This is a genomic window from Actinomadura sp. BRA 177 (genome assembly GCF_013372625.1).
In the GTDB taxonomy this organism is placed as follows: domain Bacteria; phylum Actinomycetota; class Actinomycetes; order Streptosporangiales; family Streptosporangiaceae; genus Spirillospora.
This window is the reverse complement of sequence record NZ_JABXFD010000391.1, coordinates 1-22,323: the sequence shown is the minus strand read 5'-3', so window position 1 is coordinate 22,323 and position 22,323 is coordinate 1. Positions and strand designations below refer to the sequence as shown.

20 protein-coding genes are annotated in these 22,323 nt (G+C 71.8%); 7 read left to right on the top strand and 13 right to left on the bottom strand.

Annotation, left to right across the window (positions count from 1 at the left end):
- Positions 1–56: 56 nt before the first annotated feature.
- From HUX53_RS23390 to HUX53_RS23380, 3 genes are all read left to right on the top strand, one after another.
- Complete coding sequence (locus tag HUX53_RS23390; RefSeq protein WP_176405368.1) at positions 57–845, top strand: hypothetical protein; 789 nt, start codon at positions 57–59, stop codon at positions 843–845.
- Positions 846–914: 69 nt separating this feature from the next.
- A complete protein-coding gene (locus HUX53_RS23385) occupies positions 915–2,060 on the top strand; it encodes a CaiB/BaiF CoA-transferase family protein (protein ID WP_176405367.1) in 1,146 nt (381 codons plus the stop codon).
- A 218-nt stretch (positions 2,061–2,278) separates the two neighbouring features.
- Complete coding sequence (locus tag HUX53_RS23380) at positions 2,279–3,136, top strand: triacylglycerol lipase (RefSeq protein WP_176405366.1); 858 nt, start codon at positions 2,279–2,281, stop codon at positions 3,134–3,136.
- Between the two features lie 48 nt (positions 3,137–3,184).
- Here the strand turns inward: HUX53_RS23380 and HUX53_RS23375 are convergent, their stop codons facing one another.
- From HUX53_RS23375 to HUX53_RS23355, 5 genes are all read right to left on the bottom strand, one after another.
- The gene (locus HUX53_RS23375; protein WP_176405365.1) at positions 3,185–4,438 is read right to left on the bottom strand and encodes an aspartate aminotransferase family protein; all 1,254 of its coding nucleotides are present in this window, start codon (positions 4,436–4,438) and stop codon (positions 3,185–3,187) included.
- Positions 4,439–4,518: 80 nt separating this feature from the next.
- Positions 4,519–5,178, bottom strand: coding sequence for a GntR family transcriptional regulator (locus tag HUX53_RS23370; RefSeq protein WP_176405364.1), 660 nt, complete (start codon positions 5,176–5,178; stop codon positions 4,519–4,521).
- Between the two features lie 17 nt (positions 5,179–5,195).
- Positions 5,196–5,984, bottom strand: a complete 789-nt coding sequence (locus HUX53_RS23365) for a maleate cis-trans isomerase (protein ID WP_176405372.1) — start codon at positions 5,982–5,984, stop codon at positions 5,196–5,198.
- A 56-nt stretch (positions 5,985–6,040) separates the two neighbouring features.
- Positions 6,041–6,802: an Asp/Glu racemase gene (locus HUX53_RS23360; RefSeq protein ID WP_176405363.1), complete on the bottom strand. Its 762-nt coding sequence runs from the start codon at positions 6,800–6,802 to the stop codon at positions 6,041–6,043.
- Positions 6,803–6,818: 16 nt separating this feature from the next.
- Positions 6,819–7,301 (bottom strand): DUF3830 family protein, encoded by a 483-nt coding sequence (locus tag HUX53_RS23355; RefSeq protein WP_176405371.1) that lies wholly within the window; start codon positions 7,299–7,301, stop codon positions 6,819–6,821.
- 343 nt (positions 7,302–7,644) lie between these two features.
- Between HUX53_RS23355 and HUX53_RS23350 the strand changes: the two genes are divergently transcribed.
- Positions 7,645–8,568: a D-2-hydroxyacid dehydrogenase gene (locus HUX53_RS23350; protein WP_255205549.1), complete on the top strand. Its 924-nt coding sequence runs from the start codon at positions 7,645–7,647 to the stop codon at positions 8,566–8,568.
- 2 nt (positions 8,569–8,570) lie between these two features.
- Positions 8,571–9,968: an amidase gene (locus HUX53_RS23345; RefSeq protein WP_176405361.1), complete on the top strand. Its 1,398-nt coding sequence runs from the start codon at positions 8,571–8,573 to the stop codon at positions 9,966–9,968.
- Here HUX53_RS23345 and HUX53_RS23340 read toward each other — a convergent pair.
- A complete protein-coding gene (locus HUX53_RS23340; protein WP_176405360.1) occupies positions 9,955–10,971 on the bottom strand; it encodes an alcohol dehydrogenase catalytic domain-containing protein in 1,017 nt (338 codons plus the stop codon). The genes HUX53_RS23345 and HUX53_RS23340 overlap by 14 nt on opposite strands.
- A gap of 154 nt (positions 10,972–11,125) precedes the next feature.
- On the opposite strand from HUX53_RS23340, the gene HUX53_RS23335 reads away from it, so the two are divergent.
- Complete coding sequence (locus HUX53_RS23335; RefSeq protein ID WP_176405359.1) at positions 11,126–11,317, top strand: helix-turn-helix domain-containing protein; 192 nt, start codon at positions 11,126–11,128, stop codon at positions 11,315–11,317.
- Between the two features lie 83 nt (positions 11,318–11,400).
- On the opposite strand, the gene HUX53_RS23330 is transcribed toward HUX53_RS23335, so the two are convergent.
- From HUX53_RS23330 to HUX53_RS23315, 4 genes are all read right to left on the bottom strand, one after another.
- Positions 11,401–12,066, bottom strand: a complete 666-nt coding sequence (locus HUX53_RS23330) for a DUF1707 domain-containing protein (protein WP_255205546.1) — start codon at positions 12,064–12,066, stop codon at positions 11,401–11,403.
- Between the two features lie 57 nt (positions 12,067–12,123).
- A complete protein-coding gene (locus tag HUX53_RS23325; RefSeq protein ID WP_176405358.1) occupies positions 12,124–14,400 on the bottom strand; it encodes an FdhF/YdeP family oxidoreductase in 2,277 nt (758 codons plus the stop codon).
- A gap of 54 nt (positions 14,401–14,454) precedes the next feature.
- Positions 14,455–15,540, bottom strand: coding sequence for a trypsin-like peptidase domain-containing protein (locus HUX53_RS23320; RefSeq protein WP_309237392.1), 1,086 nt, complete (start codon positions 15,538–15,540; stop codon positions 14,455–14,457).
- A gap of 89 nt (positions 15,541–15,629) precedes the next feature.
- A complete protein-coding gene (locus tag HUX53_RS23315) occupies positions 15,630–16,610 on the bottom strand; it encodes a phosphotriesterase (RefSeq protein WP_176405357.1) in 981 nt (326 codons plus the stop codon).
- 112 nt (positions 16,611–16,722) lie between these two features.
- Here HUX53_RS23315 and HUX53_RS23310 point away from each other — a divergent pair, with 112 nt between their 5' ends.
- A complete protein-coding gene (locus tag HUX53_RS23310) occupies positions 16,723–17,334 on the top strand; it encodes a TetR/AcrR family transcriptional regulator (RefSeq protein ID WP_309237391.1) in 612 nt (203 codons plus the stop codon).
- A 941-nt stretch (positions 17,335–18,275) separates the two neighbouring features.
- Here HUX53_RS23310 and HUX53_RS23305 read toward each other — a convergent pair.
- The 3 genes from HUX53_RS23305 to HUX53_RS23295 form a co-directional block, all read right to left on the bottom strand.
- Positions 18,276–19,514: a multidrug effflux MFS transporter gene (locus HUX53_RS23305; RefSeq protein WP_176405355.1), complete on the bottom strand. Its 1,239-nt coding sequence runs from the start codon at positions 19,512–19,514 to the stop codon at positions 18,276–18,278.
- A 781-nt stretch (positions 19,515–20,295) separates the two neighbouring features.
- Entirely contained in the window at positions 20,296–22,017 is a 1,722-nt protein-coding gene (locus tag HUX53_RS23300; RefSeq protein WP_176405354.1) for a hypothetical protein, read from the bottom strand.
- Positions 22,018–22,021: 4 nt separating this feature from the next.
- A complete protein-coding gene (locus HUX53_RS23295) occupies positions 22,022–22,186 on the bottom strand; it encodes a hypothetical protein (RefSeq protein WP_176405353.1) in 165 nt (54 codons plus the stop codon).
- Positions 22,187–22,323: the final 137 nt, after the last annotated feature.

The following is a 22,323-nucleotide window of genomic DNA, read 5'->3' as shown; positions in this document are numbered from 1 at the left end:
TTTTCCAACGTGGAGACGACTTGCGATAGCGGAGTCCGTCTCGTGCGCTCGGGGATGTGTATGCGCGACAGCCCCAGCTCCTCTACGCGGGCCGCCTCGACGGCACGCCGCTCGCCGTCATGCGGCGCGGCGACCGGCTGGCCCGCTACCCGCCCGGCCGGCTGGACGTCGTCCCCGCCGGCACCGGTCCGTCCGCCCCGATCGCCCTCGGCGGCGGACGCTACCTCCTCGCCCCCTGGGACGGCCGGCCCGAGACCCTCACCGGAGACCCGCTGGCGGTCTCGGGCGGCGTGACGTCCCCCGCCCGCGCGGACACCGACTGCGGGCGCGGCCCGCTCTTCCACCTCGGCTCCCGGACGGTCGGCGACCTCGGCGGCCCGCGCGCCGCCGTCCTCACCTACCACTCGCCCGCCTGGCATCCCCGCGCCGACCGGCCGGAACGCCTCGGGCGGCAGGGCCGCAGGACCTGGAACCGGCTGGCCTGCGCGACGCGTCCGTCCCGTCCCGTGTCCCAGGCGATGGCCTTCGACTTCTGGTCCGGGAAGCTGCCGCACGGCGGGAAGGCCGCCGACTGGGTGTGCACCCGGCTGACGTACGCGGAGGGCGGAAGTACAGCGCAGGCGACGCTGCTCGGCGCCGAGACCCGGTCGACCGGCGCCTGCGACGCCGACCGCCCGGTCAGCGGAACCTGGTGGCAGGCGCCGTCGGACCGCTGGTACTACCTGGCCGCCGCCGGACGCGGCCTCGTCCCGCACGCCGACGGCGTCCGCCGCTCGACGACGCGCAAGCGCCTCCTCGTGGCCACCGGCACGCCGAAGACACCGGTCGCCCTCACCGCCCGCTGACCCGCGTCAGCACCCGCTTACCCGAATGGTGCACACTAGGGGGACCGAACGACATTCAGGGAGTCGCAGATGGGCAAGGGGCCGCTGTCCGGAGTACGGGTGATCGAGCTGGCCGGGATCGGGCCCGGGCCGTTCGCCGCGATGCTGCTGGCCGACCTCGGCGCCGACGTGATCCGCGTCGACCGCGCCTCCGCCGTCCGGGACGGCGCGGCCTCCGGCGGCACCGACTTCAGCAACCGGGGCAAGCGGTCGATCGCCATCGACCTGAAGAGCGAGCGGGGCAAGGAGGTCGTCCTCCGCCTGGCCGAGAAGTCCGACGTCCTCCTCGAAGGCTTCCGGCCCGGCGTCACCGAGCGCCTCGGCATCGGCCCGGACGACTGCCTCGCCCGCAACCCCAAGCTCGTCTACGGCCGGATGACCGGCTGGGGCCAGGAGGGCCCCCTCTCCCACACGGCCGGCCACGACGTCGGCTACATCGCCATCACCGGCGCGCTGCACGCCATCGGCCGCGCCGGCGGCCCGCCGCAGGTCCCGATGAACCTGCTCGGCGACTTCGCCGGCGGCAGCATGTACCTGATCGTCGGCGTCCTGTCCGCCCTCCTCGAAGCCAAGACCAGCGGACGCGGCCAGGTCGTCGACGCCGCGATCGTGGACGGCACCGCGCACCTGTCCACCTTCATCCACGCGTTCCTCGCGAGCGGCCTCTGGCAGGACCGCCGCGGCGTCAACATGCTCGACACCGGCGCCCCCTGGTACGACGTTTACGAGACCGCCGACGGGCGGCACATGGCCGTCGGCGCCATCGAGTCCCAGTTCTACGCCGAGTTCCTCCGCCGCCTCGGCCTCGACGGCGAGGACCTCCCCGACCAGAACGACCAGAGCGCCTGGCCGGTCCTCCGCGAGCGCTTCGCCGCCGTCTTCAAGACGAAGACCCGCGACGAATGGACGGAGGTCTTCGTCCCCAGCGACGCCTGCGTGGCGCCCGTCCTGTCGATGAACGAGGCCGCCGAGCACCCGTACAACACCGCCCGCGACGTCTTCCCCGAACTCGCCGGCCACCGCCAGCCCGCCCCGGCGCCGCGCTTCTCCCGCACCACCACCTCGACGGACGGCGTCCCCGCCCTCCCCGGCGGCCAGACCCGCGCCATCCTGGACGACCTGGGCTTCGACGACACCGAGACTCTCCTGAAGGAAGGCGCCGTCACCCAGGCCTGACCCCGCCCCAGGTCAAGCGATATGCGGGCTGATCTGATTGTGAGTCGGCTGACAATTTCTCCCGGGTAACCGGCGGTCGTTCCACAAGACCGTGCCGGAAAGCGGTCGTACGTTGTGGGAACTCCACCCCCGATCATCACGTCGATGAGCGGCCGGGTCCGGCCGAATTCGTGCGGGCCGCGGCCTCTCTTCGGCGTGCCCTCACGAGGGAGATTCACATGCGTTTCAGACGACTCCGGGCATGGGCGGCCACGGCCGCCGCGGCGGCGGCCGTCCTGGCGACGACGGGCCTGGTCGCACCCGCCGCGCACGCCGAGACCAGCCCGGACGGCGCGAACGACTGGAAATGCAAGCCGTCGTTCTGGCACCCCCGCCCGGTGGTGCTCGTGCACGGGACGTTCGAGAACATGGCGTTCAACTGGCAGAAACTTTCACCGGCGCTGAAGAAGGCCGGATACTGCGTCTACGCCCTCAATTACGGCGGCCCGAAGGACGGCCCCATCCAGGGGATCTATGACATTCCGTCGTCGGCCGGGGAACTGTCGGCGTTCGTCGACAAGGTGCTCGCGTCGACCGGCGCGTCCAAGGTCGACATGGTCGGGCACTCGCAGGGCGGCATGATGCCCCGCTACTACATGAAGTTCCTGGGCGGGGCCGCGAAGGTCAACAAGCTCGTCGGGCTCGTCCCGTCCAACCACGGCACGAGCCTGTCGGGCCTCGTGCAGCTGGGCAGCCTGCTCGGCATCACGCAGGCGGTCGTGAAGGCGGCGCCGGCGGCCGGGCAGCAGATCACCGACTCCGACTTCCTGAAGAACCTCAACGCGGGCGGCGACACGGTGCCCGGCCCGACCTACATCGTCCTCGCCACCAAGTACGACGAGGTCGTCACGCCCTACACCTCGGCGTTCCTCAACGGCTCGAACGCGCAGAACGTCCTGCTGCAGGACAAGTGCGCCAACGACACCAACGCGCACGTCGGCATCGCCTTCGACCCGGTGGCGATCAAGTTCGTGCTGAACTCGCTCGACATCTGGGGCCCGTACTGGCCCATCAACTGCGGCAACCCGCTCGGCTGACAGGTGGAAGCGGCGCCCGGGGGAGCCCCGGGCGCCGCTTCGCCGTGGTCAGCCGACCGCGTCGGTGACGGACCTGGACCAGAGGTCGAGGGCGTCGTCGATCTGCGCCTCGGTGACGATCAGCGGCGGGATCATGCGGACGACGTTGCCGTGCGCCCCGCAGGTCAGCAGCAGGAGGCCGTGCTCGGCGGCGGCCTTGTGCGCCCGCTGCGCGGCGGCCGCGTCGGGCTCGCCTTCGGACGTGGTGAACTCGCTGGCCTGCATCAGGCCGAGGCCGCGCACGTCGCCGATCTCCGGGTGGTCGGCGGCGACCTTGCGGAGGCCGTCGTTGAGCCGGGCGCCCTGCCGGGCGGAGTTGCCGACGAGGTCCTCGTCCTGGATGACCTGGAGCGTCGCCAGCGCGGCCGCGCAGGCGACCGCGTTGCCGCCGTAGGTGCCGCCCTGGGAACCGGGCCACGCCTTCTCCATCAGCGCGGCCGGCGCCGCGATCGCCGACAGCGGGAAGCCGCTGGCCAGGCCCTTGGCGGTGATGAGGACGTCGGGACGCGCGGCCGAGTGCTCGTGGCCCCAGAACCGGCCCGTGCGGCCGTACCCGGTCTGCACCTCGTCCATGATCAGCAGGATGCCGTGCCGGTCGGCGCGCTCGCGCAGCCCCTCCAGGAACGCGGGCGGCGCCGGGATGTAGCCGCCCTCGCCGAGCACGGGCTCGACGATGAACGCGGCCGTGTCGGACGCCGGGCTCGCGGTGACGAGCAGGTAGTCCAGTTCGCGCAGCGCGAACCGGGTGGCCTCCTCCTCGGACCAGCCGTACCGGTAGGCCTGCGGGAACGGTGCGATGGCCGCGCCCGGCATCAGCGGGCCGATGCCCGCGCGGAACTTCGTGCCCGCCGTGGTGAGCGCGGCGGCGCCCATCGTCCGGCCGTGGAAGGAGCCGTGGAAGACGACGAGGTTCTGCCGCCCGGTGGCGTGCCGGGCCAGCCGGATGGACGCCTCGACGGCCTCGCTGCCGCTGTTGAGGAAGAACAGCGAGTCCAGGCCCTCGGGCAGCACGTCGCCGAGCGCGTCGACCAGCCGCAGGAGCGGCTCGTGCATGACCGTCGTGTACTGCCCGTGGATCAGCGTGCCGACCTGCTTCTGCGCCGCCTCGACCACGCGCGGGTGGCAGTGGCCGGTGTTGGTGACGCCGATGCCCGCGGTGAAGTCCAGGTGCCGGCGGCCGGCGGTGTCGTACAGGTACACGCCCTCGCCGCGTTCGGCCAGGACGGGGGTGGCCTGCTTGAGCAGGGGTGACAGCGTCGCCATGGCGTCCCTCCGGTAGATTGTCGACAATCTGCAATGTAGGTGCCCCCGGGCCCGGATGTCCAGCGCCGGGGGCGGCCCCGCTACGACGCGCGGAGCCGGCGGATGGAGTCGGTCATGTGCTCCTCGATGAGCCCGAGCAGCCGCTCCTCCTCGCCGTCGCCGATCGCGTCCACGAGGCGGCGGTGCTCCTCGACGAGGTCGGACGGCTCGGGGTAGGTGTCCTGCAGCGCGTTCAGGCACATGCGGGTCTCCACCAGCAGCGTGTGCGCCATCCGCTCCAGCCGGGCGCTGCCGGACGAGCTGACCAGCACCTCGTGGAACGCCTGGTCGGCGTCGCTCATCGCGACCCGGTCGCGCTGCCGCGCCGCGTCCACCAGTGCGTCCAGGGCCTCGGTGAGGCGCGCCACCGCCTCGCCGCGGTTCCGCTCCATGATCAGCTTGCAGGCCTCCCGCTCGATCGCGAGCCGGGCGAGGTAGACGTCCTCGACGTCCCCCTCGTCCAGCGTGATCACGAACAGCCCGCGGTGCGGCTCGCTGACCAGCAGCCCCTCCTGGACGAGCCGCTGCATCGCCTCGCGCAGCGGGCCGCGGCTGATGCCGAGCCGCCCGGCGAGGTCGGCCTCGCCGAGCTGCGCGCCGGGCTCCAGCGACCCGTACATGATCGCCGAGCGCAGCTCGTCCGAGACGATCTCGACGGTCGACTTGCGGGGGACAGGTTCCAGCTCACCCAATCGGCCCATGCCGCGGGCCCCTTTCGTCATAGCTGCCAGGTATGTCGTCCCTGCTCGGAGAGCCCGGCGGGGACGGCGGCCGGGGCGGCGAACAGCCGGCCCAGCCTGGTGCGCGGCGGGAGTCCCCCGGGACCGGACGCGAGCCGCAGCCCCTCCCACACGCTCACCTGGTTGGCGGTCAGGACCGGCTTGCCGGTCCGCGCCTCCAGCTCGTCGAGCCAGGACACGGTGTGCAGCGCGGTGTCGGGCACCAGCACCGCCTCGGCGTCCGGATGGTCGTTGGCCGCGACGAAGGCGAGCACCTCGTCGCGCCCGAGGGTGCCGACCTCGGCGGCGGTGACGATGCCCCGGCAGGACAGCGCCACCACCTCGATGCCGGCGTGCCCGAGGAACGCGACGAACCGCTCGGCGACGTCCGACGGGTAGGTCGCGGCGATCGCGACCCGCGTCACGCCCAGGGCCCGCGCCGCGTGCACGAACGCGAACGACGTGCTGGACGCGGGCACGCCCGCCGCCTCCCGCACACCGGCGACCTGCTGCAGGGCGCCGTCCCAGCCGAACACGAAGCTGCCGCTGGTGCACGCCCACACGGCGGCCTGGACGCCCAGGTCGCGCAGTGCGCGGGCGCCCTCGCCGAGGACGTCCTCGCCGCCGATGTCCAGCAGCGCGTCGACGCGGTGCGCGTCCTCGCGCATGAGCGTGTGCACGACGGGGAGGCGGGCCCCGCCCAGTCCCGAACTCCGCAGGGCTCGCTCGATGGCGGGGTAATCGTCCTCGGCGCTGTAGCCCGGGTACAGGAAACCGGCACTCACCACGTTCTGCCGCATGTCGTCGACAACCCTACCTTCGCGGATCATGGATTCCATTTCCGTCAGGCCGCCGTGGACGGCGCGAGCTGCACCAGCGACTGCCCGGGACCGGCCGCGGAGCGGCCCATCGCGCGCAGCGCCGAGCACATCGTCACCTGGTTGGCGGTCAGCACCGGCTTGCCGATCATCTGCTCCAGCGGCGCGATGATGTCGTAGGTCGGCACGTTCGTGCAGCTGATGAAGACGGCCTCGGCCTCGGGGCCGTCCACCGTCGACACCGCCGACACGATCTCGCCGTAGCCGACCTTCCAGATGTGGCTGAGCAGCCCCATCCCGACCGACGACACGACCTCGATCCCGTACTCGCCGAGGAAGGACACGAGCCGGTCGGTGACGGCGTCTATGTACGGCGTGACGACCGCGATGCGTGAGATGCCGAGCAGCCGCAGCGACTCCACCAGCGCGCCCGAGGTCGTGGTCGACACGGGCGCGCCGGCCATCAGCATCGACTCGTGCAGCTCCAGCTCGCCCGCCTTGCCGCGGATGAAGCTGCCGGACGCGCAGGCGTAGGCGACCGCGAGCGGCTCGGGCGCGAGCACGTCCCGGGTCGCCTGCCGGACGATCGACTGGTCCGACAGCGCGGACGCCATCTCCACGGTGACCGGGACCGGCACGTACGGCAGCCGGGTCATGAACAGCGACACGTCGTCGGGCGTCCACCGCCACAGCTCGCGGTCGAGCGCGAAGTCGAACGGCGCGACCACCCCGATGCCGTGCTGGGCGAGCAGCTCGGGGCCGACGACCAGCGTGGGGTCGAATGTCATCTGCGAGGCCACCGCTCTAGGACTCGGCACGGCTGTAGACCAGACGCTCGCCGACGCCGCCGGATCGCCAGACGTCGTTGCACGCCTCGGCCATCCGGTCGAGCCCGTCGACGATCGTCGCGTACACGTTGCCGGGCACCCAGCCGACGTCCCCGTTGAGCAGCAGGTTGTTGCGGCCGTAGAAGATGGCGAGGTCGATGACGCCGGGCAGCGCGTGGATGTTCTTCTCCTCCTTGAACTTGCGGTCGAGCATGCCGCCCGCGAAGGAGAAGTAGACGACGTCGCCCGGAATCGGGGTGATGGTGGGGTTCTCCAGGCCGACCTCGTCCTCGGAGAACCGCTCGACCATCGTGTAGACCTCGTTGCGGGCGTACTTGGCGTGGTAGGCGTCGCCGCCGAGCGGCAGGCTGTTCCACACCGCCTCGCACGTCCGCGGCGCGTCCTTTTCCAGCAGCTCCGCGACGCATGAGACGCCACGACGCTCCAGTGTGATGGTCATGAGCTTGGGCATGCTGGACCTCCCCGTGAACAGGGGTGGGCGAGAGCGTCGCCACCCGAAGGACTCTTCCGTTAGAGCGCTCTGGGATCCGTCATGGCCTGTGCGATGGCAACGGTTGCGACGGTCTTGCAGCACACGTTCCAGTGCGGTGAACCGGGGCCGCGGTGCACCGCGCTGATTGTTGACAATCCTACGAACGCTTCCTAGCGTGTCAATGCCTCCCCGAGTTGCCTTCACGTAAACTCCGCACATTCCGGAAGTGACGCCGATGGAGCCTGTTCTGCACGCCGCCGGTGGGCCGCCTGACGTGGTGGTACTCGTGGGGGACGTCCACCCGCGCGGGATGGCGGACGCGGAGGGCCTCGCGCGCGTCCGGTACGTGCGCGAATCAGAGCTGGCAGCGGCCCTGCCGGGCGCTGACGCCCTCTTCATGTGGGACTTCCTGTCGGACGCGCTCGCGGGCGCGTGGCCGGCCGAGGGCGGGCCCGGCTGGGTGCACATCGCGAGCGCCGGCGTCGACCGCCTGCTCTTCCCGGCCCTCGTCGAGGGGGACACGGTTGTCACCAATTCGCGAGGGGTCTTCGACGAGCCGATCGCCGAGTACGTCCTCGGGCTCGTGCTGGCCTTCGCCAAGGATCTGCACACGACCTTCCGGCTGCAGGCCGAGCGGCGCTGGCGGCACCGCGAGACCGAGCGGATCACCGGCGCCCGCGCGCTCGTCGTCGGCACCGGGCCGATCGGCCGGGCCATCGGCCGCCGCCTCACCGCCGCCGGGCTGGCCGTCACCGGCGCCGGCCGCACCGCCCGCGACGCCGACCCCGACCTCGGCACCGTCCTCCCGATCGAGCGGCTGGACGAGGCGCTCGCCGAGGCCGACTTCGTCGTGCTGGCGGCGCCCCTCACGCCGCAGACGCGTGGCATGATCGACACCGCGGCGCTGGACCGGATGCGCCCGTCCGCGCGGCTGATCAACGTGGGACGCGGCGGACTGGTCGCCGAACCCGACCTCGTCAAGGCGCTGCGCGACGGCCGGATCGCCGGCGCCGCGCTGGACGTCTTCGAGGACGAGCCGCTGCCGCCGTCCTCCCCCCTCTGGGAGATGCCGAACGTCGTCGTCTCCCCGCACATGTCCGGCGACGTGGTCGGCTGGCGGGACGAGCTCGTCCGGCTGTTCACCGACAACCTCGGCCGTTTCACGTCGGGCCGCCCGCTGTCCAACATCGTGGACAAGCGGCTCGGCTATGTGGGTTCACATCAGAGGGGGTAGCCATGGCCGACGCGGCCGACCTGACCGCGACCGAACTGCTGGCGGCGTACGAGGCCGGGACGCTCTCCCCGGTCGAGGCCGCCGAGGCGGTCCTCGCCCGCATCGTGCGGGACGACCCGGAGTACAACGCGTTCTGCCTGGTCGACGAGGAGACGACGCTCGACATGGCGCGCGATGCGGCCGGCCGCCGGGCGCGCGGCGCGACCCTCGGCCCGCTGGACGGCGTGCCCGTCTCGATCAAGGACGTCCTGCTCACCCGCGGCTGGCCCACCCTGCGCGGCTCCACGACCATCGACCCGGCGGGCCCCTGGGACGAGGACTCCCCGGCGGTGGCGCGGCTCCGCGAGCAGGGCGCGGTGTTCGTCGGCAAGACGACCACGCCGGAGTTCGCCTGGAAGGGCGTCACCGACAACCCGCTCACCGGCGTCACCCGCAACCCGTGGGACACGTCCACCACGCCGGGCGGGTCGTCCGGCGGCGCGGCGGCGGCCGTCACGGCGGGCATGGCGCCGCTCGCGCTCGGCACCGACGGCGGCGGCTCGGTGCGCATCCCCGCCGCGTTCACCGGCACGTTCACGATCAAGCCGACGTACGGCCGCATCCCGCACTACCCGGCGAGCCCGTTCGGGACGCTCGCGCACACCGGCCCGATGACGAACACGGTCGCGGACGCGGCGCTGCTGCTGGACGCGGTGTGCGGCGCCGACGGCCGCGACTGGTCGGCGCTGCCGCCGCCGGACGTCCCGTTCGCCGACGCCGGGCCGGACGACCTGACCGGGCTGCGCGTCGCGTTCAGCCCCGACCTCGGGTTCGCGGAGGTCGACCCGGAGATCGCGGCGTCCGTGGCCGCGGCCGCCGAGTTCTTCACCGAGCTGGGCGCGAAGGTCGAGCAGGCCGATCCCGGGATGGGCGGCGACTGCGTCGAAGAGTTCGAGGTCCTGTGGTTCGCGGGCGCCGCGAAGGTGATCGAGCACCTGTCTCCCGAGGACCGGGCACGGCTCGACCCGGGCCTGCGGGAGATCTGCGAGCAGGGCGCGCGGTACTCGGCCGTCGAGTACCTCACCGCCACGGCCCGCAGGATGGAGCTGGGGCGCCGGATGGGCCTGTTCCACGAGCGGTACGACCTGCTGCTCACCCCGACGATGCCGATCGCCGCGTTCGAGGCCGGCCGGGAGGTGCCGGAGGGCTCCCCGTCCCCGCGCTGGACGAGCTGGACCCCGTTCACCTACCCGTTCAACATGACCCAGCAGCCGGCCGCGAACCTGCCGTGCGGCTTCACCTCGGACGGCCTGCCCATCGGCCTCCAGGTGGTCGGCGCCCGGCACGCCGACGCCCTGGTCATGACCGCCTGCGCGGCCTACGAGCGGGCACGTCCGTGGAAGCGGTTCAGCCGAGGGTGATGACGGCGCGGTCGCCGCGGTAGGTGCCCTCGTCCATCGCGGCGAGGACGCGCGGCGCTTCGTCCAGCGTGACCGGGGCGACCTCGGGGACGATCCCGTGCGCCACCGCGAAGGCGAGGGTGTCGCGCAGGTCGTGCGGCGACCCGGACGGCACGCCCATCACCCGCACCCGGTTCATCACCAGGGCGGCCGGCGGCACGCTGACGTTCTCGGCGCCCATGCCGAGGTAGAGCAGGGTGCCGTCGGGGCGCAGGCCGCCGAACGCGGCGAGGCCGGTCGCGGTGTCGGGCGCGGAGTTGACCACCACGTCCGCGCCGCCCCACGCCTGCAGGGCCTCGGCCGGGTCCTGCTCGGCGGTCGCGACGAACAGCTCGGCGCCGAATCCGCGGGCCTGCTCCTCCGCCCGGCGCGACCGCGACACGACGGCGACGCGGGCGCCCATCGCGGCGGCGAACCGCAGCGCCATCGTGCCGACGCCGCCGGTGCCGAGCACCGCGACCTTCGACCCGGCGGCGGCGCCGGCGTGCCGGAGCCCGTTGAACGCGGTGATCCCGGCGCACATCAGCGGCGCGCCGGCGACCGGGTCCAGGCCGTCCGGCAGCGGGGTGACGAACCCGGCGCGGCCCACGAAGTACTCGGCGTAGCCGCCGTCGGTGTTGACGCCCGTGACCTGCTTGGGCGCCCCGGTGCACAGGATCTGGTCGCCGCGCACGCAGTAGTCGCAGTGGCCGCACGACCCGTAGATCCAGCCGGTGCCGACCGGGGTGCCGACCCCCGGCCAGTGGACGCCCTCGCCGAGCGCCTCGACGACGCCGCTGATCTCGTGCCCGGGGACGGCCGGGAACGTCCCGAACGGGTAGTGGCCGCGCAGGTGGTTGACCTCGGAGAAGCACATCCCGCACGCGGTGACCTTGACCAGGACCTCGCCGGGACCGGGCCGCGGCACCGCGCGCTCGACGATCTCCAGCGGCTTGCCCGCGGCGGAAAGAACGGCGCTGCGCATGAGCGCATCCTACTCTCGTCACTGAGCGTGCAATTAAGTTCACGGAACGCTGCCCGCTGGACGTTGGGGGCGATAACATTTTGCTGACCGTCTTCCGGAAACAGCAGATGCGCGAGCAACGCGAGGTGGCCAGGGCGGTGCGGGCCATGCGGCGGTGCGGGAGCGCCGTGAGGAGCTGGGTCTCACGCAGGCTGAACTCGCGGAGAGGGCGGGTCTGCACCAGCCGGCGGTCGCCAGGTTCGAGGCGGGCGGGACCATGCCCACGATCCCCATGCTGGAACGTTATGCGGCCGCTCTGGCGATGCAGCTCAACGTCCAGCTCCTGCCGATGAGCGAGGCGTCTTGAGCGCCGTGGTTCCGCTGCCGGCGGTCAGGCCCTTCAAGGCGATGCTCGGCGAATGGCTGGACCGCATCGCCGCCGGCTGAGCGCTACTCGCCCCGCTCCAGCTCCTCGCGGCGCTCCCGCTCCATCCGCTTCTGCGCCTTGCGCTTGCGGCGCTTCACCCCGACGCCGCCCCAGAACGCGAAGCCCTTCACCACGACCGTGGGGGAGCCGGGCACGCCGGGCCCGCTCGCCCGCTGGTCGAACCCGCCCATGATGCCGAGCCCCTTGACGTGCACGGTGATGTCGTCGGGCACGATGACCTCGAACCCGCCCATGATCGCCAGCGCCCGGATCGTCACGGTGCCCTCGTCGAACCGGGCCTCGCGCAGGTCGATCTTGCCGCCGCCCCAGAACGCGAACGCGGTGAACTTGCGGGGCACGTTCCACACGCCGGTCCGGTTGAACCCGCTCATGACGCCGATGCCGACCTTCCAGGACGGCGCGCCCGCCACGGGCCGCCAGTCCGTCCCGCCGAGCGGCACCGGCGGCGCGGACGTCCCCGCCGCCGGCAGGTCGCGGGTGAGCGGCGCCAGCTCCCCGTACGTCTTCGCCGCGTACACCGCGTCCAGCCGCTCGTCCAGCTCGCCGAGCGTCAGCCGCCCGTCGCCGGCCGCGTCCCGCAACACTTGCGCGACCCGCTCCCGATCAGCGTCACCGGCCCGCATCTCCGGCGCCGCCGGCATCCCGGACGGCTCGGGCAGATTAGTCATGCCCAGAGCCTAAACCGGCCCCCGCCCGCCCCGCGACCCGCGCCCGGCACGGACCCGTCAGGCGGGTTCGAGGCGGATGGTCACGGATTTGGACGTTGGGGTGTTGCTCACTTTGCCGGTGCTGTCCAGGGGGACGAGGACGTTCGTTTCCGGGAAGTAGGCCGCGGTGCAGCCGGGGGCGGTCGGGTAGGAGATGACGCGGAAGCCGGGGGCGCGGCGTTCGGTGCCGTCCGACCATTCGGAGACGAGGTCGACCATCGCGCCGTCGGCGATGCCTAGGCCGGACAGGTCGGCCGGGTTGACGAAGACGACGCGGCGGCCCGCCTTGACGCCCCGGTAGCGGTCGTCGAGGCCGTAGATGGTGGTGTTGTACTGGTCGTGGCTGCGGACGGTCTGCAGGAGGAGACGTCCTTCGGGGACGCGGAGGACCTCCAGGTCGTTCACCGTCAGGTTGGCCTTGCCGGTGGCGGTGGGGAACTTCCGCTCGTCGCGGGGGGCGTGGGGGAGGGTGAAGCCGCCCGGTTCGCGGATGCGCGTGTTGTAGTCGGCGAAGCCGGGGACGACGCGGGAGACGTGGTCGCGGATCACGTCGTAGTCGCGCTCCATCGCGTCCCAGCCGATGCGTGAGGCGGGGAGTGCCGCCTTCGCCAGGCGGCAGACGATGGAGACCTCGGAGAGCAGGTGCTCCGAGGCGGGGGCGAGGCGGCCTCGGGACGCGTGGACCATGCCCATCGAGTCTTCTACCGAGACGAACTGCGGGCCCGAGTCCTGGTCGTCGCGTTCGGTGCGGCCCAGTGTCGGGAGGATCAGCGCCAGTTCGCCGGTCACCGCGTGGGAATGGTTGAGTTTCGTGGAGACCTGCGCGGTCAGCCGACAGTTGCGCAGGGCGGCTTCGGTGACGGCCGAGTCGGGGGTGGCGCGGACGAAGTTGCCGCCCATGCCGAGGAAGAGCCTGGCCTTCCTGTCGCGCATGGCGCGGATCGCGTCCACGGTGTCCAGGCCGTGCTCGCGCGGCGGCTCGAAGCCGAACTCGGCGGCGAGGGCGTCCAGGAATGCGGGCTTCGGCTTCTCCCAGATGCCCATCGTCCGGTCGCCCTGGACGTTGGAGTGGCCGCGCACCGGGCAGACGCCCGCGCCGGGGCGGCCGATGTTGCCGCGCAGCAGCAGGAAGTTGACGATCTCGCGGATCGTCGGCACCGAGTTGCGGTGCTGGGTGAGGCCCATCGCCCAGCAGACGATGATCCTTTTTGCAGTGAGCACGTCGGCGAGCGTGGTGGCGATCTCGCCGCGGGTCAGGCCGGTCGCCTCCAGGACGTCGTCCCAGTCGAGCGCGCGGACGTGCTTCTCGAACGCCTCGAAGCCGTGCGCGTGGGTGTCGAGGAACTCCCGGTCGAGGGCGCCGGGTGCGTCCGATTCGAGCAGCAGGCGGTTGAGGGCCTGGAAGAGCGCAAGGTCGCCGTTCAGCCGGATCTGCAGGAAACGGTCGGCGAGCATCGTGCCCTGACCGGTCACCCCGGACGGGCGCTGCGGGTTCTTGAACCGCATCAGCCCCGCCTCCGGCAGGGGATTCACGGCGATGATCCGGGCGCCTTCTTTTTTGGCCTTTTCGAGGGCCGAGAGCATTCGCGGGTGGTTCGTTCCAGGGTTCTGGCCGACGACGAAGATGAGGTCGGCCTTGTAGAGGTCTTCCAGGAGGACCGAGCCCTTGCCGATGCCGATCGTCTCGCTCAGCGCGGACCCGGACGACTCGTGGCACATGTTGCTGCAGTCCGGCATGTTGTTGGTGCCGAACTCGCGGGCGAACAGCTGGTAGGCGAACGCGGCCTCGTTGCTCGTCCGGCCGGAGGTGTAGAAGACGGCCTCGTCCGGCGAGTCGAGGGCGTTCAGCTCGGACGCCAGGAGCCCGAACGCCTCGTCCCATTCGATCGGCTCGTAGTGCTCGGAGCCCGCGCGCTTCACCATCGGCTCGGTGAGCCGGCCCTGCTGCCCGAGCCAGTGGTCGGACCGCTCGCCCAGTTCGGCGACCGTGTGCCGGGCGAAGAACTCCCGCGTGACGCGCCGCGTCGTCGCCTCCTCCGCGACGGCCTTCGCGCCGTTCTCGCAGAACTCGGCGACGTGCCGGTGGTCGCCCTCCGGCCACGCGCATCCGGGGCAGTCGAACCCCTTCTTCTGGTTGACGCGCAGCAGCGTCAGCGCCGTCCGCCGGACGCCCATCTGCTCGTACGACTGGCGCAGCGCGGCCGTGACCCCCGGAACGCCCGCCGCCCACGTCTTCGGCTTCCCGACCTCCAGCCCCGAGTCGTCGAAATCATCGGCGGGCGCCTTGCGCGTCATAGGGAACACTTCCTCGTGTCGGCGGCTGCTCCCACTGTCGCACGCCGGGCGCCGCTATTGGGGCGGGCCTTCCGTCAGGCGGAGCGTGGTTCCGAGGCGGCGGCCCTGGCGGGTCGTCCACTCGATGCGGACGGTGTCACCCGGGTGACGCGCGTGCATCAGCGCGGTCAGGGTGGACGGCGAGTCCACGGCGTCGCCGCCGAAGGTGACGATGACGGCGCCGACCGGGATGCGGGCGGTTTCGGCGGGCGTGCCGGGCACGACCTCGGCGACGAGCGCGCCGGGGGAGCGGCCGTTGGAGCGCACCTTGACGCCGAGCATCGCCGTCGGCCCGATGTGCACGGTCGAGGACGCCTCGCCGCGCTGGATCTGCCGGGCGATCTCCAGCGCCCGGTCGGACGGGATGGCGTAGCCGCGGTGGTTCTTCTTCTCCTGCGTCCCCTTCGTGGACTGCCCGGCGGACGCGGCGGTGTTGATGCCGATGACCTTGCCGGCGGTGTTGAGGAGGGGGCCGCCGGAGTCGCCGGGCTTGATCGGCGCGTTCGTCTCGATCAGCCCGGTGAGCCGCTCGGAGGTGCCGCTGCTGTCGTCGCGGGCGGTGACGGACTCGTCCAGCCCGGTGACCTTCCCGGTGACGACGGTGGGCGCCCCGCCCTTGCCGCCCTGGTTGCCGACGGCGGTCACCACGTCGCCGACGTTCACCCCGGACGCGGAGGCGAACGCGGCGGCCTTCAGCCCGGCCGCGCCGGTCAGCCGGATCACCGCGATGTCGCCCGTCCGGTCGTAGCCGACGACCTCCGCGGGGTAGCCGCGGCGGTTGTCGGTGTCCGTCCCCTTGATCGCGGTGGCGCCCTTGATCACGTGGTTGTTGGTCAGCACCAGCCCGGCCGGGGTGAGCACGATGCCCGTCCCGGCGGCGCGGGTGCCGTTGAGGTCCTGTTCCGTCTCGATGTTGACCACGCCCGGCTTGCGTCCGCTGGGCTTGGACTGCTTGGTCGCGGTCGTCTTGACCGGGGGCGGGACGTCCTCGGTCCCGCCGGTCTCCATCACCCGGCAGCCGGGGACGAGCAGGGCCAGCAGCGCGGCCAGGAGCATCGGTATCGCGGCACGGACGCCGCGGCGCACGCGGTATTCGCTCACCTCGGTGCCTCCTCCCGCAGATTCCTCCGATGATTCCCGATTCATGGGAAATAGTCCGGAATGCGGAGGAGGCACCGCCGCGCCGCCGGTCAGCGGGTGAAGTAGCGCCCGGGGTTCTCGACCAGCATCTGGTCGAGCTGGGCGCCGGTGACGCCGGCGTCGCGCAGCGCGGGCAGGACGTCGTCGCTGATGTGCCGGTAGTTCCAGTTCGGCTGCATCGCCGGGACGGTCGCCGGGTCGGGCCCGAACCAGTCGATGAAGCAGCTCGCGTCGTGGCTGAGGACGATCCGGTCGGCGTACCCGCGCTCGCACAGGGACGCGATGGTCGCGACCCGGTGCTGCGTCGGGTTGATGATGTCGAGGCCGAACCGGTCCATGCCGAGGATCGCGCCGGTGTCGGCCAGCTCCATCAGGTAGTCGAGGTCGTTGCTGTCGCCCGCGTGCCCGATGACGACCTTGGTGAGGTCGACGCCCTCCTTGCCGAGGATGTCCACGACCGTCCGGCCCGCGTGGATCGAGCTCTCGGTGTGCACGGTGACCGGCGCGCCCGTCTCCCGGTGCGTCCCGGCGACGGCCCGCAGGATCCGCTCGACGCCCGGGGTGAGGCCGGGGGCGTCCATCGCGCACTTGAGGAACGCGGCCTTGACGCCGGTGCCCGCGATGCCCTCGGTCAGGTCGCGGGTGAAGTGCGCGATCATCGGGTCAGGGCCCTCGTCCAGCATCGTGCCGGGGCCGCGGAAGTGGAACTGGAACGGGATGTCGTTGTAGGTGTAGATGCCCGTCGCGACGATGATGTTGAGCTCGGGCACCTGCTCGGCGATCCGCTGGATGCGCGGGATGTAGCGGCCGAGCCCCCACACGGTCGGGTCGGCGATCGTGGTGATGCCCCGGCCGGCCAGCTCGCGCAGCTTGGCGACGGCGTCGGCGACCTTCTCCTCCTCGTCCCACCAGTCGCCCGCGCCGTAGTTCTCGACGTTCTCGGTGCTGAGCACGAAGACGTGCTCGTGCATGTACGTGCGTCCCAGGCCGGTGACGTCGACGGGGCCGCGGACGGTCTCTACTGCGGGCATCGGCTCTCCTCGGGAATTCGCGCCGCCGGGTGCATACCGACCGGTCGGTTTCTGGCAAGCTAAGCCACGGACGCACCCGCGTCAATGCCTTGCTCCCCAAGGAGGTGCCCAGGTGACGGACACGGTACCGGTACCGGAGCAGTCGGCGCCCGTCCGGCAGAGCGCGGTGGAGCGCCGCATCCTGGACGCCGCGCTCCGCATGTTCGCCGAGCGCGGCTTCGACGGGACGTCCGTGCAGGGCATCGTCGAGGCGGCCGAGGTCACCAAGGGCGCGCTCTACCACTACTTCGACTCCAAGGACGATCTCCTCTACGAGATCTACCACTCGCTGATCGCCCGCCAGCTCGCCGACCTCGGCGCCGTGCTGGCGCAAGGGCTGCCGCCCCGCGAGGCCGTCCACGCGGTGCTGACCGGGCTGATCCGCAGCACGGCCGGGCACATCGACGAGGCGAAGGTGTTCGCCCGCGACAAGGACCGCCTGGACGACGCCCGGATGCGCTCGGTCCGCGCCGACCGCCGCCGCTACCACGAGGCGTTCCGCGACCTGGTCGAGCAGGGGCAGCGGGACGGCGTGTTCAGCACCGCCACGCCTGCCGAGACCGTCACGATCGTCGCGCTCGGCATGGTCAACCAGATGCCGTCCTGGTACCGCCCGGACGGCCCGAAGACGGCGGAACAGCTGGCGGACGAGGTCGCCGGCTTTGTCCTGGCAGCCCTGGATTAGCGCCGCGTCTGGAGATGCAGCGCTGTGCTTATTGCTTCGCTCTCCTCCTTCGGGCCTTGGCGGCCCTCCATCGTCGAGCAAAGCGGCGATCGCTGGCATCGCTCCGGCTCGCCTAGCGGCTCGCTGCGCGATCGGTTTCTCGCGAGCTCGAAACCGCCTTCGGACGCGATCGCAACGCTGAGGTCAGTGCGGGCTGAGCTTAAGGACGTCCTGCCTGGGGTCATCGGTTGGCTGAGACGGTAAGACTGACAACTCGCTGGCGGGACGGCCCAGGAGGTTGATGGGAGTGTAGAAAGACCTGGTCGTCCTAGTTGCGGAGTTGGGCGGCGGGTGCGGACGATGCTGGTTGCTGTGGTTGGGAACGCCGCGGGTATCCACCCGGCAGTCGCCCGGTCTGGGCGCGCGATTCCGCTCGGACGGACGCCCATCCCGTACATGGAGCACTGACCGGTTGACCCGGGCGGCGCCGGAAGGAGCGGGACGGTGGTGTGGGGACCGCGTCCTCGGCCAGATGCGGCGCATTAGCGGCAGCGCCTCCCGAGTGATCGACGCCCGTTCCTCCCGCCGCACTCCCAAAGCTGCTGCTTGCAGCGCTCCCGCATCGAAATCAAATGTCGGCAGCGGTCCGTCTTCGAGTCAAGCGCTACGTGGCAGGCATAGCACTCGTCTGGACGATTACAGCAACCACCGCCGCAACCACGCAACGACCTCAACTAGGACGTCCTTAAGTCAAACTTGCACTGACCTCAGCGTTGCGATCGCGTCCGAAGGCGGTTTCGAGCTCGCGAGAAACCGATCGCGCAGCGAGCCGCTAGGCGAGCCGGAGCGATGCCAGCGATCGCCGCTTTGCTCGACGATGGAGGGCCGCCAAGGCCCGAAGGAGGAGAGCGAAGCAATAAGCACTGCCGATGCGAACGATCACGCTTCGACCGTATGCAACGTCAGTTCTGTGACGCAACCTTCGGGGGTCTTGTGGCGGTGGCAGTGACGGCCACTGCGAGCAGCGACAGGGCGGCGATCGACACCGCCATCGGGACGGCGGTGTCCGGCCCGGCGACCCCGGCGAGCGGCGCGGCGGCGCCGCCCAGCGTGAACTGCGCGACGCCGAGCAGCGCGGACGCGCTCCCCGCCACCCGCGGCGGACGTCCCGACAGTGCCAGCGCCGTGGCGTTCGGCAGGATCAGGCCCTGGCCCGTCGCCACCAGGAACAGCGCCGGTAGCACCCCGTACAGGCCCGCCCCGGCGAGGACCGCGACGAGCAGCCCGATCCGGCCCGGCGACGATCGCGAGCCCCGCGGCGGCGGCCGCCGCAGCGGCAGCCGCCCGGCGAGCAGGCCGCCGACCTGCCCGGCGGCCACGATCCCGAGCGAGTTGGCGCCGAACGCGAGGCTGAACGCCTGCGGCGAGAGCCCGTAGATGTCCTGCAGCACGAACGGCGAGCCTGAGATGTAGGTGAACAGCGCCGCGAACGCCAGGCCGATCGTGAGCGCGTACCCGACGAACGTCCGGTCGCGCAGGAGCGACTGGAAGGTGCTCGCCGTCGCGCGCAGCCCGCCCGTCTCGCGCCGCTCGGGCGGCAGCGTCTCCTTCAGCCCCGCCAGCGCGGCGAGGAACAGCGCCACGCCGATCCCGGCGAGGACGGCGAACACGCCCGGCCACGGCATGACCCGCAGCAGCTGCCCGCCGAACACCGGCGCGAGGATCGGCGCCAGCCCGTTGACCAGCATCAGCACCGAGAAGAACTTGGCCGCCGCGACCCCGTCGTAGAGATCCCGGACGATCGCCCGCGCGATCACGATCCCGGCGGCCCCGGCGGCGCCCTGCACGAGCCGCAGCGCGATGAGCGTCTCCACGGTCGGCGCGGCGACGCACAGCAGCGACGCGACGGCGTAGGCGGCGAGGCCGAACAGCAGCGGCCGGCGCCGTCCGAGCCGGTCGCTCAGCGGCCCCGCCACCGCCTGCCCGATGGCGAGGCCCGCGACGCACGCCGTCAGCGTGAGCTGCGCCTGCATCGCGCCCGTCGACAGGTCCTCGGTGAGCGAGGGCAGCGCCGGCAGGTACATGTCGATCGACAGCGGCGCGACGGCCGTCAGCGCGCCGAGCAGGAAGATCAGCGCGAGCCGCCGGTTCTGCGGCCCGGCCGGGGAGGTTCCGGCGCGCGGGTCGGCCGTCTGCGTCATGGGGTCTCCAGAGATGACGAGCCGCCCGGCCGTGCGGACACGGCCGGGCGGACTCGGGATCGAACGGGCTCAAACAGTAGTGACCACCTGGTCGTAGTCGAGCCGCGGGGGTCTGGGCGAACCACGCGTCCGAGCACCCCGTGAGTGAATCTCATGCATCGTTCAGGCAGCGTTTTCGTTGATCACAGCGATGGGCTGAAGGTCGCCCTCGTAGGAACTCCCTTCCGAGGATTCCGTGTGCCAAGACCGGCCAGGTGGCAGCACTGAGGGCGAGTTCAGGTCTCCGGCGATGCATCGATCGTGATCGCGGCGCGTGGGTCGGCTTGCTCATTGAGGCGTCGATCCCCTGCTGTGCGGTGATCGCAGCACCCGAGTGATAGACCTGCACGGGTACGGCGACCTCAGCCGTCAGCACCAGCCATCCACAACCTCAATGCGTGCGATCGCGTGCGAAGCCAGGTTCGAGCTTGCGAGAACCTGATCGCGCAGCGAGCCGCTAGGCGAGTCGGAGCGATGCAGCGATCGCCGCAGTGCCCGTTGAAGGGAGGGCCCCCAAGGCCCGACCGCCGAGGGCACTGCAATAAACACAGCGCTCGGACGAGAACGTGTTCGCGGTCCGGGCCTCGCGGAACAGCAGGTCCTGCGCGGCGGCGTCAAGGGTCAGCGGGGGCGCGGTCGTCGTCATGGCGTGCCTCTCAAGCGGGGAAGCGTTCCGAGAGGGTTCAAGGCGACGACGGTCGGTTATCTTCCATGTCAGGAAGTGGCGTCGGTCACCTTCGGGTCAGAACGGGAATCGTTCGGCCGCGGCGATGACGGCTCCGGTGACGGTGGCGACGGTCAGCGCCGACACCCCGGAGAGCACGGCCCAGCGTCCGACCTGGTAGCCGACGGGAACGCGGGCCGCCCCGCGCCCGCGCACCGGCCAGGGGGCGCGCAGCGGGGACGTCCCCGGCGGTTCCTGCGGGGCGTCGGTGAGGGGAGCGTCGCCGTTGGACGTCCCGGACGGGCCGAGCCCGGTCACCCAGCCGAGCAGGTCCGCGACGTCCGCCGACTCGGTGGCCAGGCCGGACGCGAAGTACCGCACCTGCGCGGCGACCTGGTCGAGGGTGCGGACGGTGTTGCCGAGGCCGACCCGTCCGAGCCACTCGCGCAGGTCGGTGTCGCCGTCCAGGCAGCGGCCGATCTCGGTGCGGACGAGCAGGTCGGTCTTGGTGACGACGACGGCGACCCGCTTCTGCCGCCCCTGGTCCGGTCGTGACCGCAGGTCGTTCAGCACCCGCTGCAGGGTGTCGGCAGGGTCCTCCTCCGACGACACGGCGGCGTGGTCGATGAACTCACGTTCGTCGCCGGTGAGGGTACGGCGCAGGTGGGGGAGGGCGAACGGGTCCACGATGAACAGCAGCGCCTCACTGTGGTCCAGGTAGCGCAGTGACTCGACCTCTGTCGCACCCGTGTAGTGCTCACCGGCGGGATCGAACAAATAGAGGATGCGCCGCGCACGCCCTGGAAGTTCGACGTCCACCATGGTGGCCAGGGGGAGTTCAGGGCCGGTCTTGGCGAGGCGTCCGCCGCGCTGGAATTCGCGTATCGCGCCCGCGTACGCCTGCGCGTGCCGTTGCTCAACGAACGCGAGCCGCCCGTGGACGGCGCGGGCCCGCGCGTGCAGCGCCCGTATGCCGAGGACCATGAACGTGGTCTTGCCGGCGGCCGGACCGCCGACGAACGGCAGCGGCTCCACGCGGACGCGTCCGATCCGTTCCGGCAGCCGTCCACCGCAGTGCGGGCAGTACGCGGCCAGCCGGAACCGTCCGAGCGGGACGGTCGTGGGCAGCCGCGCCCCGCAGCGGCACACGTTCCGGAACGCGCCGCGCGCACCCGGCGTGAGACGCCGGTGCCGTGCCCCGCATCCCGGGCATTCGTATTCGGGGAGGCCGATCCGCCCGTAACAGAACGGGTGCGGGCAGGTCTGGAGGATCCGCCCGTACATCATGAAACTGCGCTCCACCGCCGCCAGGACGAGCGCGCACGTCCCCCACGCCGCGAGCCCGATCGCCGCGACGACCCCGTACAGGACGGTCAGCGCCAGCACGAACACCGACGCGGGGACGGCGGCGGCGACGATGCCCGCGCACAGCGCCAGCCAGACCGGGAAGACGAAGAACCCCCACGGGCCGCCGAGGAGCGTCCGGGTCAGCCGCACGACGATGCCGCGGGCCGTCCGGTACACCTGCGGGACGACCGTCCGGCTGATCGTCCACCAGTCGCGCCACACCTGGCCGAGCAGGTAGTGCCGGTAGGCGACGTCCGGCGCGGCGACCGGCGACGGGCCCTCCAGGCTGGACGGCGCGAGCGTCCGGCACGCGTGCAGGTAGTACACGCCGAGCGCGGCGGCCCCGGCGACGACCAGCGTCGCGGCGAACAGCACGGGGAACACATACATGAACCCGAGCCACATGGCGCCCAGCCACACGGCGATCAGCAGCAGCACGACGATCGGATGCACGCGCTCACCTCCCGTCTTCCGCGAGGAGATCGCGCAGCGCGGCGCGCAGTTCGGGGCTGCGCGTCAGATGCGCGTCGAGCTGCTTGCCGGCGAGCCACCGCCCGGCCGCGGCCCGCGCCCACGCCTCCAGGGACGGCTCGGCGACGCCGCGTTTCCGCAGCCGCAGCACGACCTCGACCAGGTCGTTGCGCTGCTCGATCTCGCGTCCGAGGAGGGGGCCGCGGCCGGGCCGGTCCCTTCTACCCCACTGACGCCGCCCACGGAGAGGATAGCGACACTACCCCGGAGCACCGCACCACCCACACA

Bases quoted from the DNA above. Each gene is read 5' to 3' on its own strand.
- HUX53_RS23350 (WP_255205549.1), top strand. From the start codon at position 7,645: ATGGCGGACGCGGAGGGCCTCGCGCGCGTCCGGTACGTGCGCGAATCA.
- HUX53_RS23375 (WP_176405365.1), bottom strand. From the start codon at position 4,438: ATGGCGACGCTGTCACCCCTGCTCAAGCAGGCCACCCCCGTCCTGGCC.
- HUX53_RS23340 (WP_176405360.1), bottom strand. From the start codon at position 10,971: ATGCGCAGCGCCGTTCTTTCCGCCGCGGGCAAGCCGCTGGAGATCGTC.
- HUX53_RS23315 (WP_176405357.1), bottom strand. From the start codon at position 16,610: ATGCCCGCAGTAGAGACCGTCCGCGGCCCCGTCGACGTCACCGGCCTG.
- HUX53_RS23380 (WP_176405366.1), top strand. From the start codon at position 2,279: ATGCGTTTCAGACGACTCCGGGCATGGGCGGCCACGGCCGCCGCGGCG.
- HUX53_RS23385 (WP_176405367.1), top strand. From the start codon at position 915: ATGGGCAAGGGGCCGCTGTCCGGAGTACGGGTGATCGAGCTGGCCGGG.
- HUX53_RS23360 (WP_176405363.1), bottom strand. From the start codon at position 6,802: ATGACATTCGACCCCACGCTGGTCGTCGGCCCCGAGCTGCTCGCCCAG.
- HUX53_RS23370 (WP_176405364.1), bottom strand. From the start codon at position 5,178: ATGGGCCGATTGGGTGAGCTGGAACCTGTCCCCCGCAAGTCGACCGTC.
- HUX53_RS23330 (WP_255205546.1), bottom strand. From the start codon at position 12,066: ATGACTAATCTGCCCGAGCCGTCCGGGATGCCGGCGGCGCCGGAGATG.
- HUX53_RS23345 (WP_176405361.1), top strand. From the start codon at position 8,571: ATGGCCGACGCGGCCGACCTGACCGCGACCGAACTGCTGGCGGCGTAC.
- HUX53_RS23355 (WP_176405371.1), bottom strand. From the start codon at position 7,301: ATGACCATCACACTGGAGCGTCGTGGCGTCTCATGCGTCGCGGAGCTG.
- HUX53_RS23325 (WP_176405358.1), bottom strand. From the start codon at position 14,400: ATGACGCGCAAGGCGCCCGCCGATGATTTCGACGACTCGGGGCTGGAG.
- HUX53_RS23305 (WP_176405355.1), bottom strand. From the start codon at position 19,514: ATGACGCAGACGGCCGACCCGCGCGCCGGAACCTCCCCGGCCGGGCCG.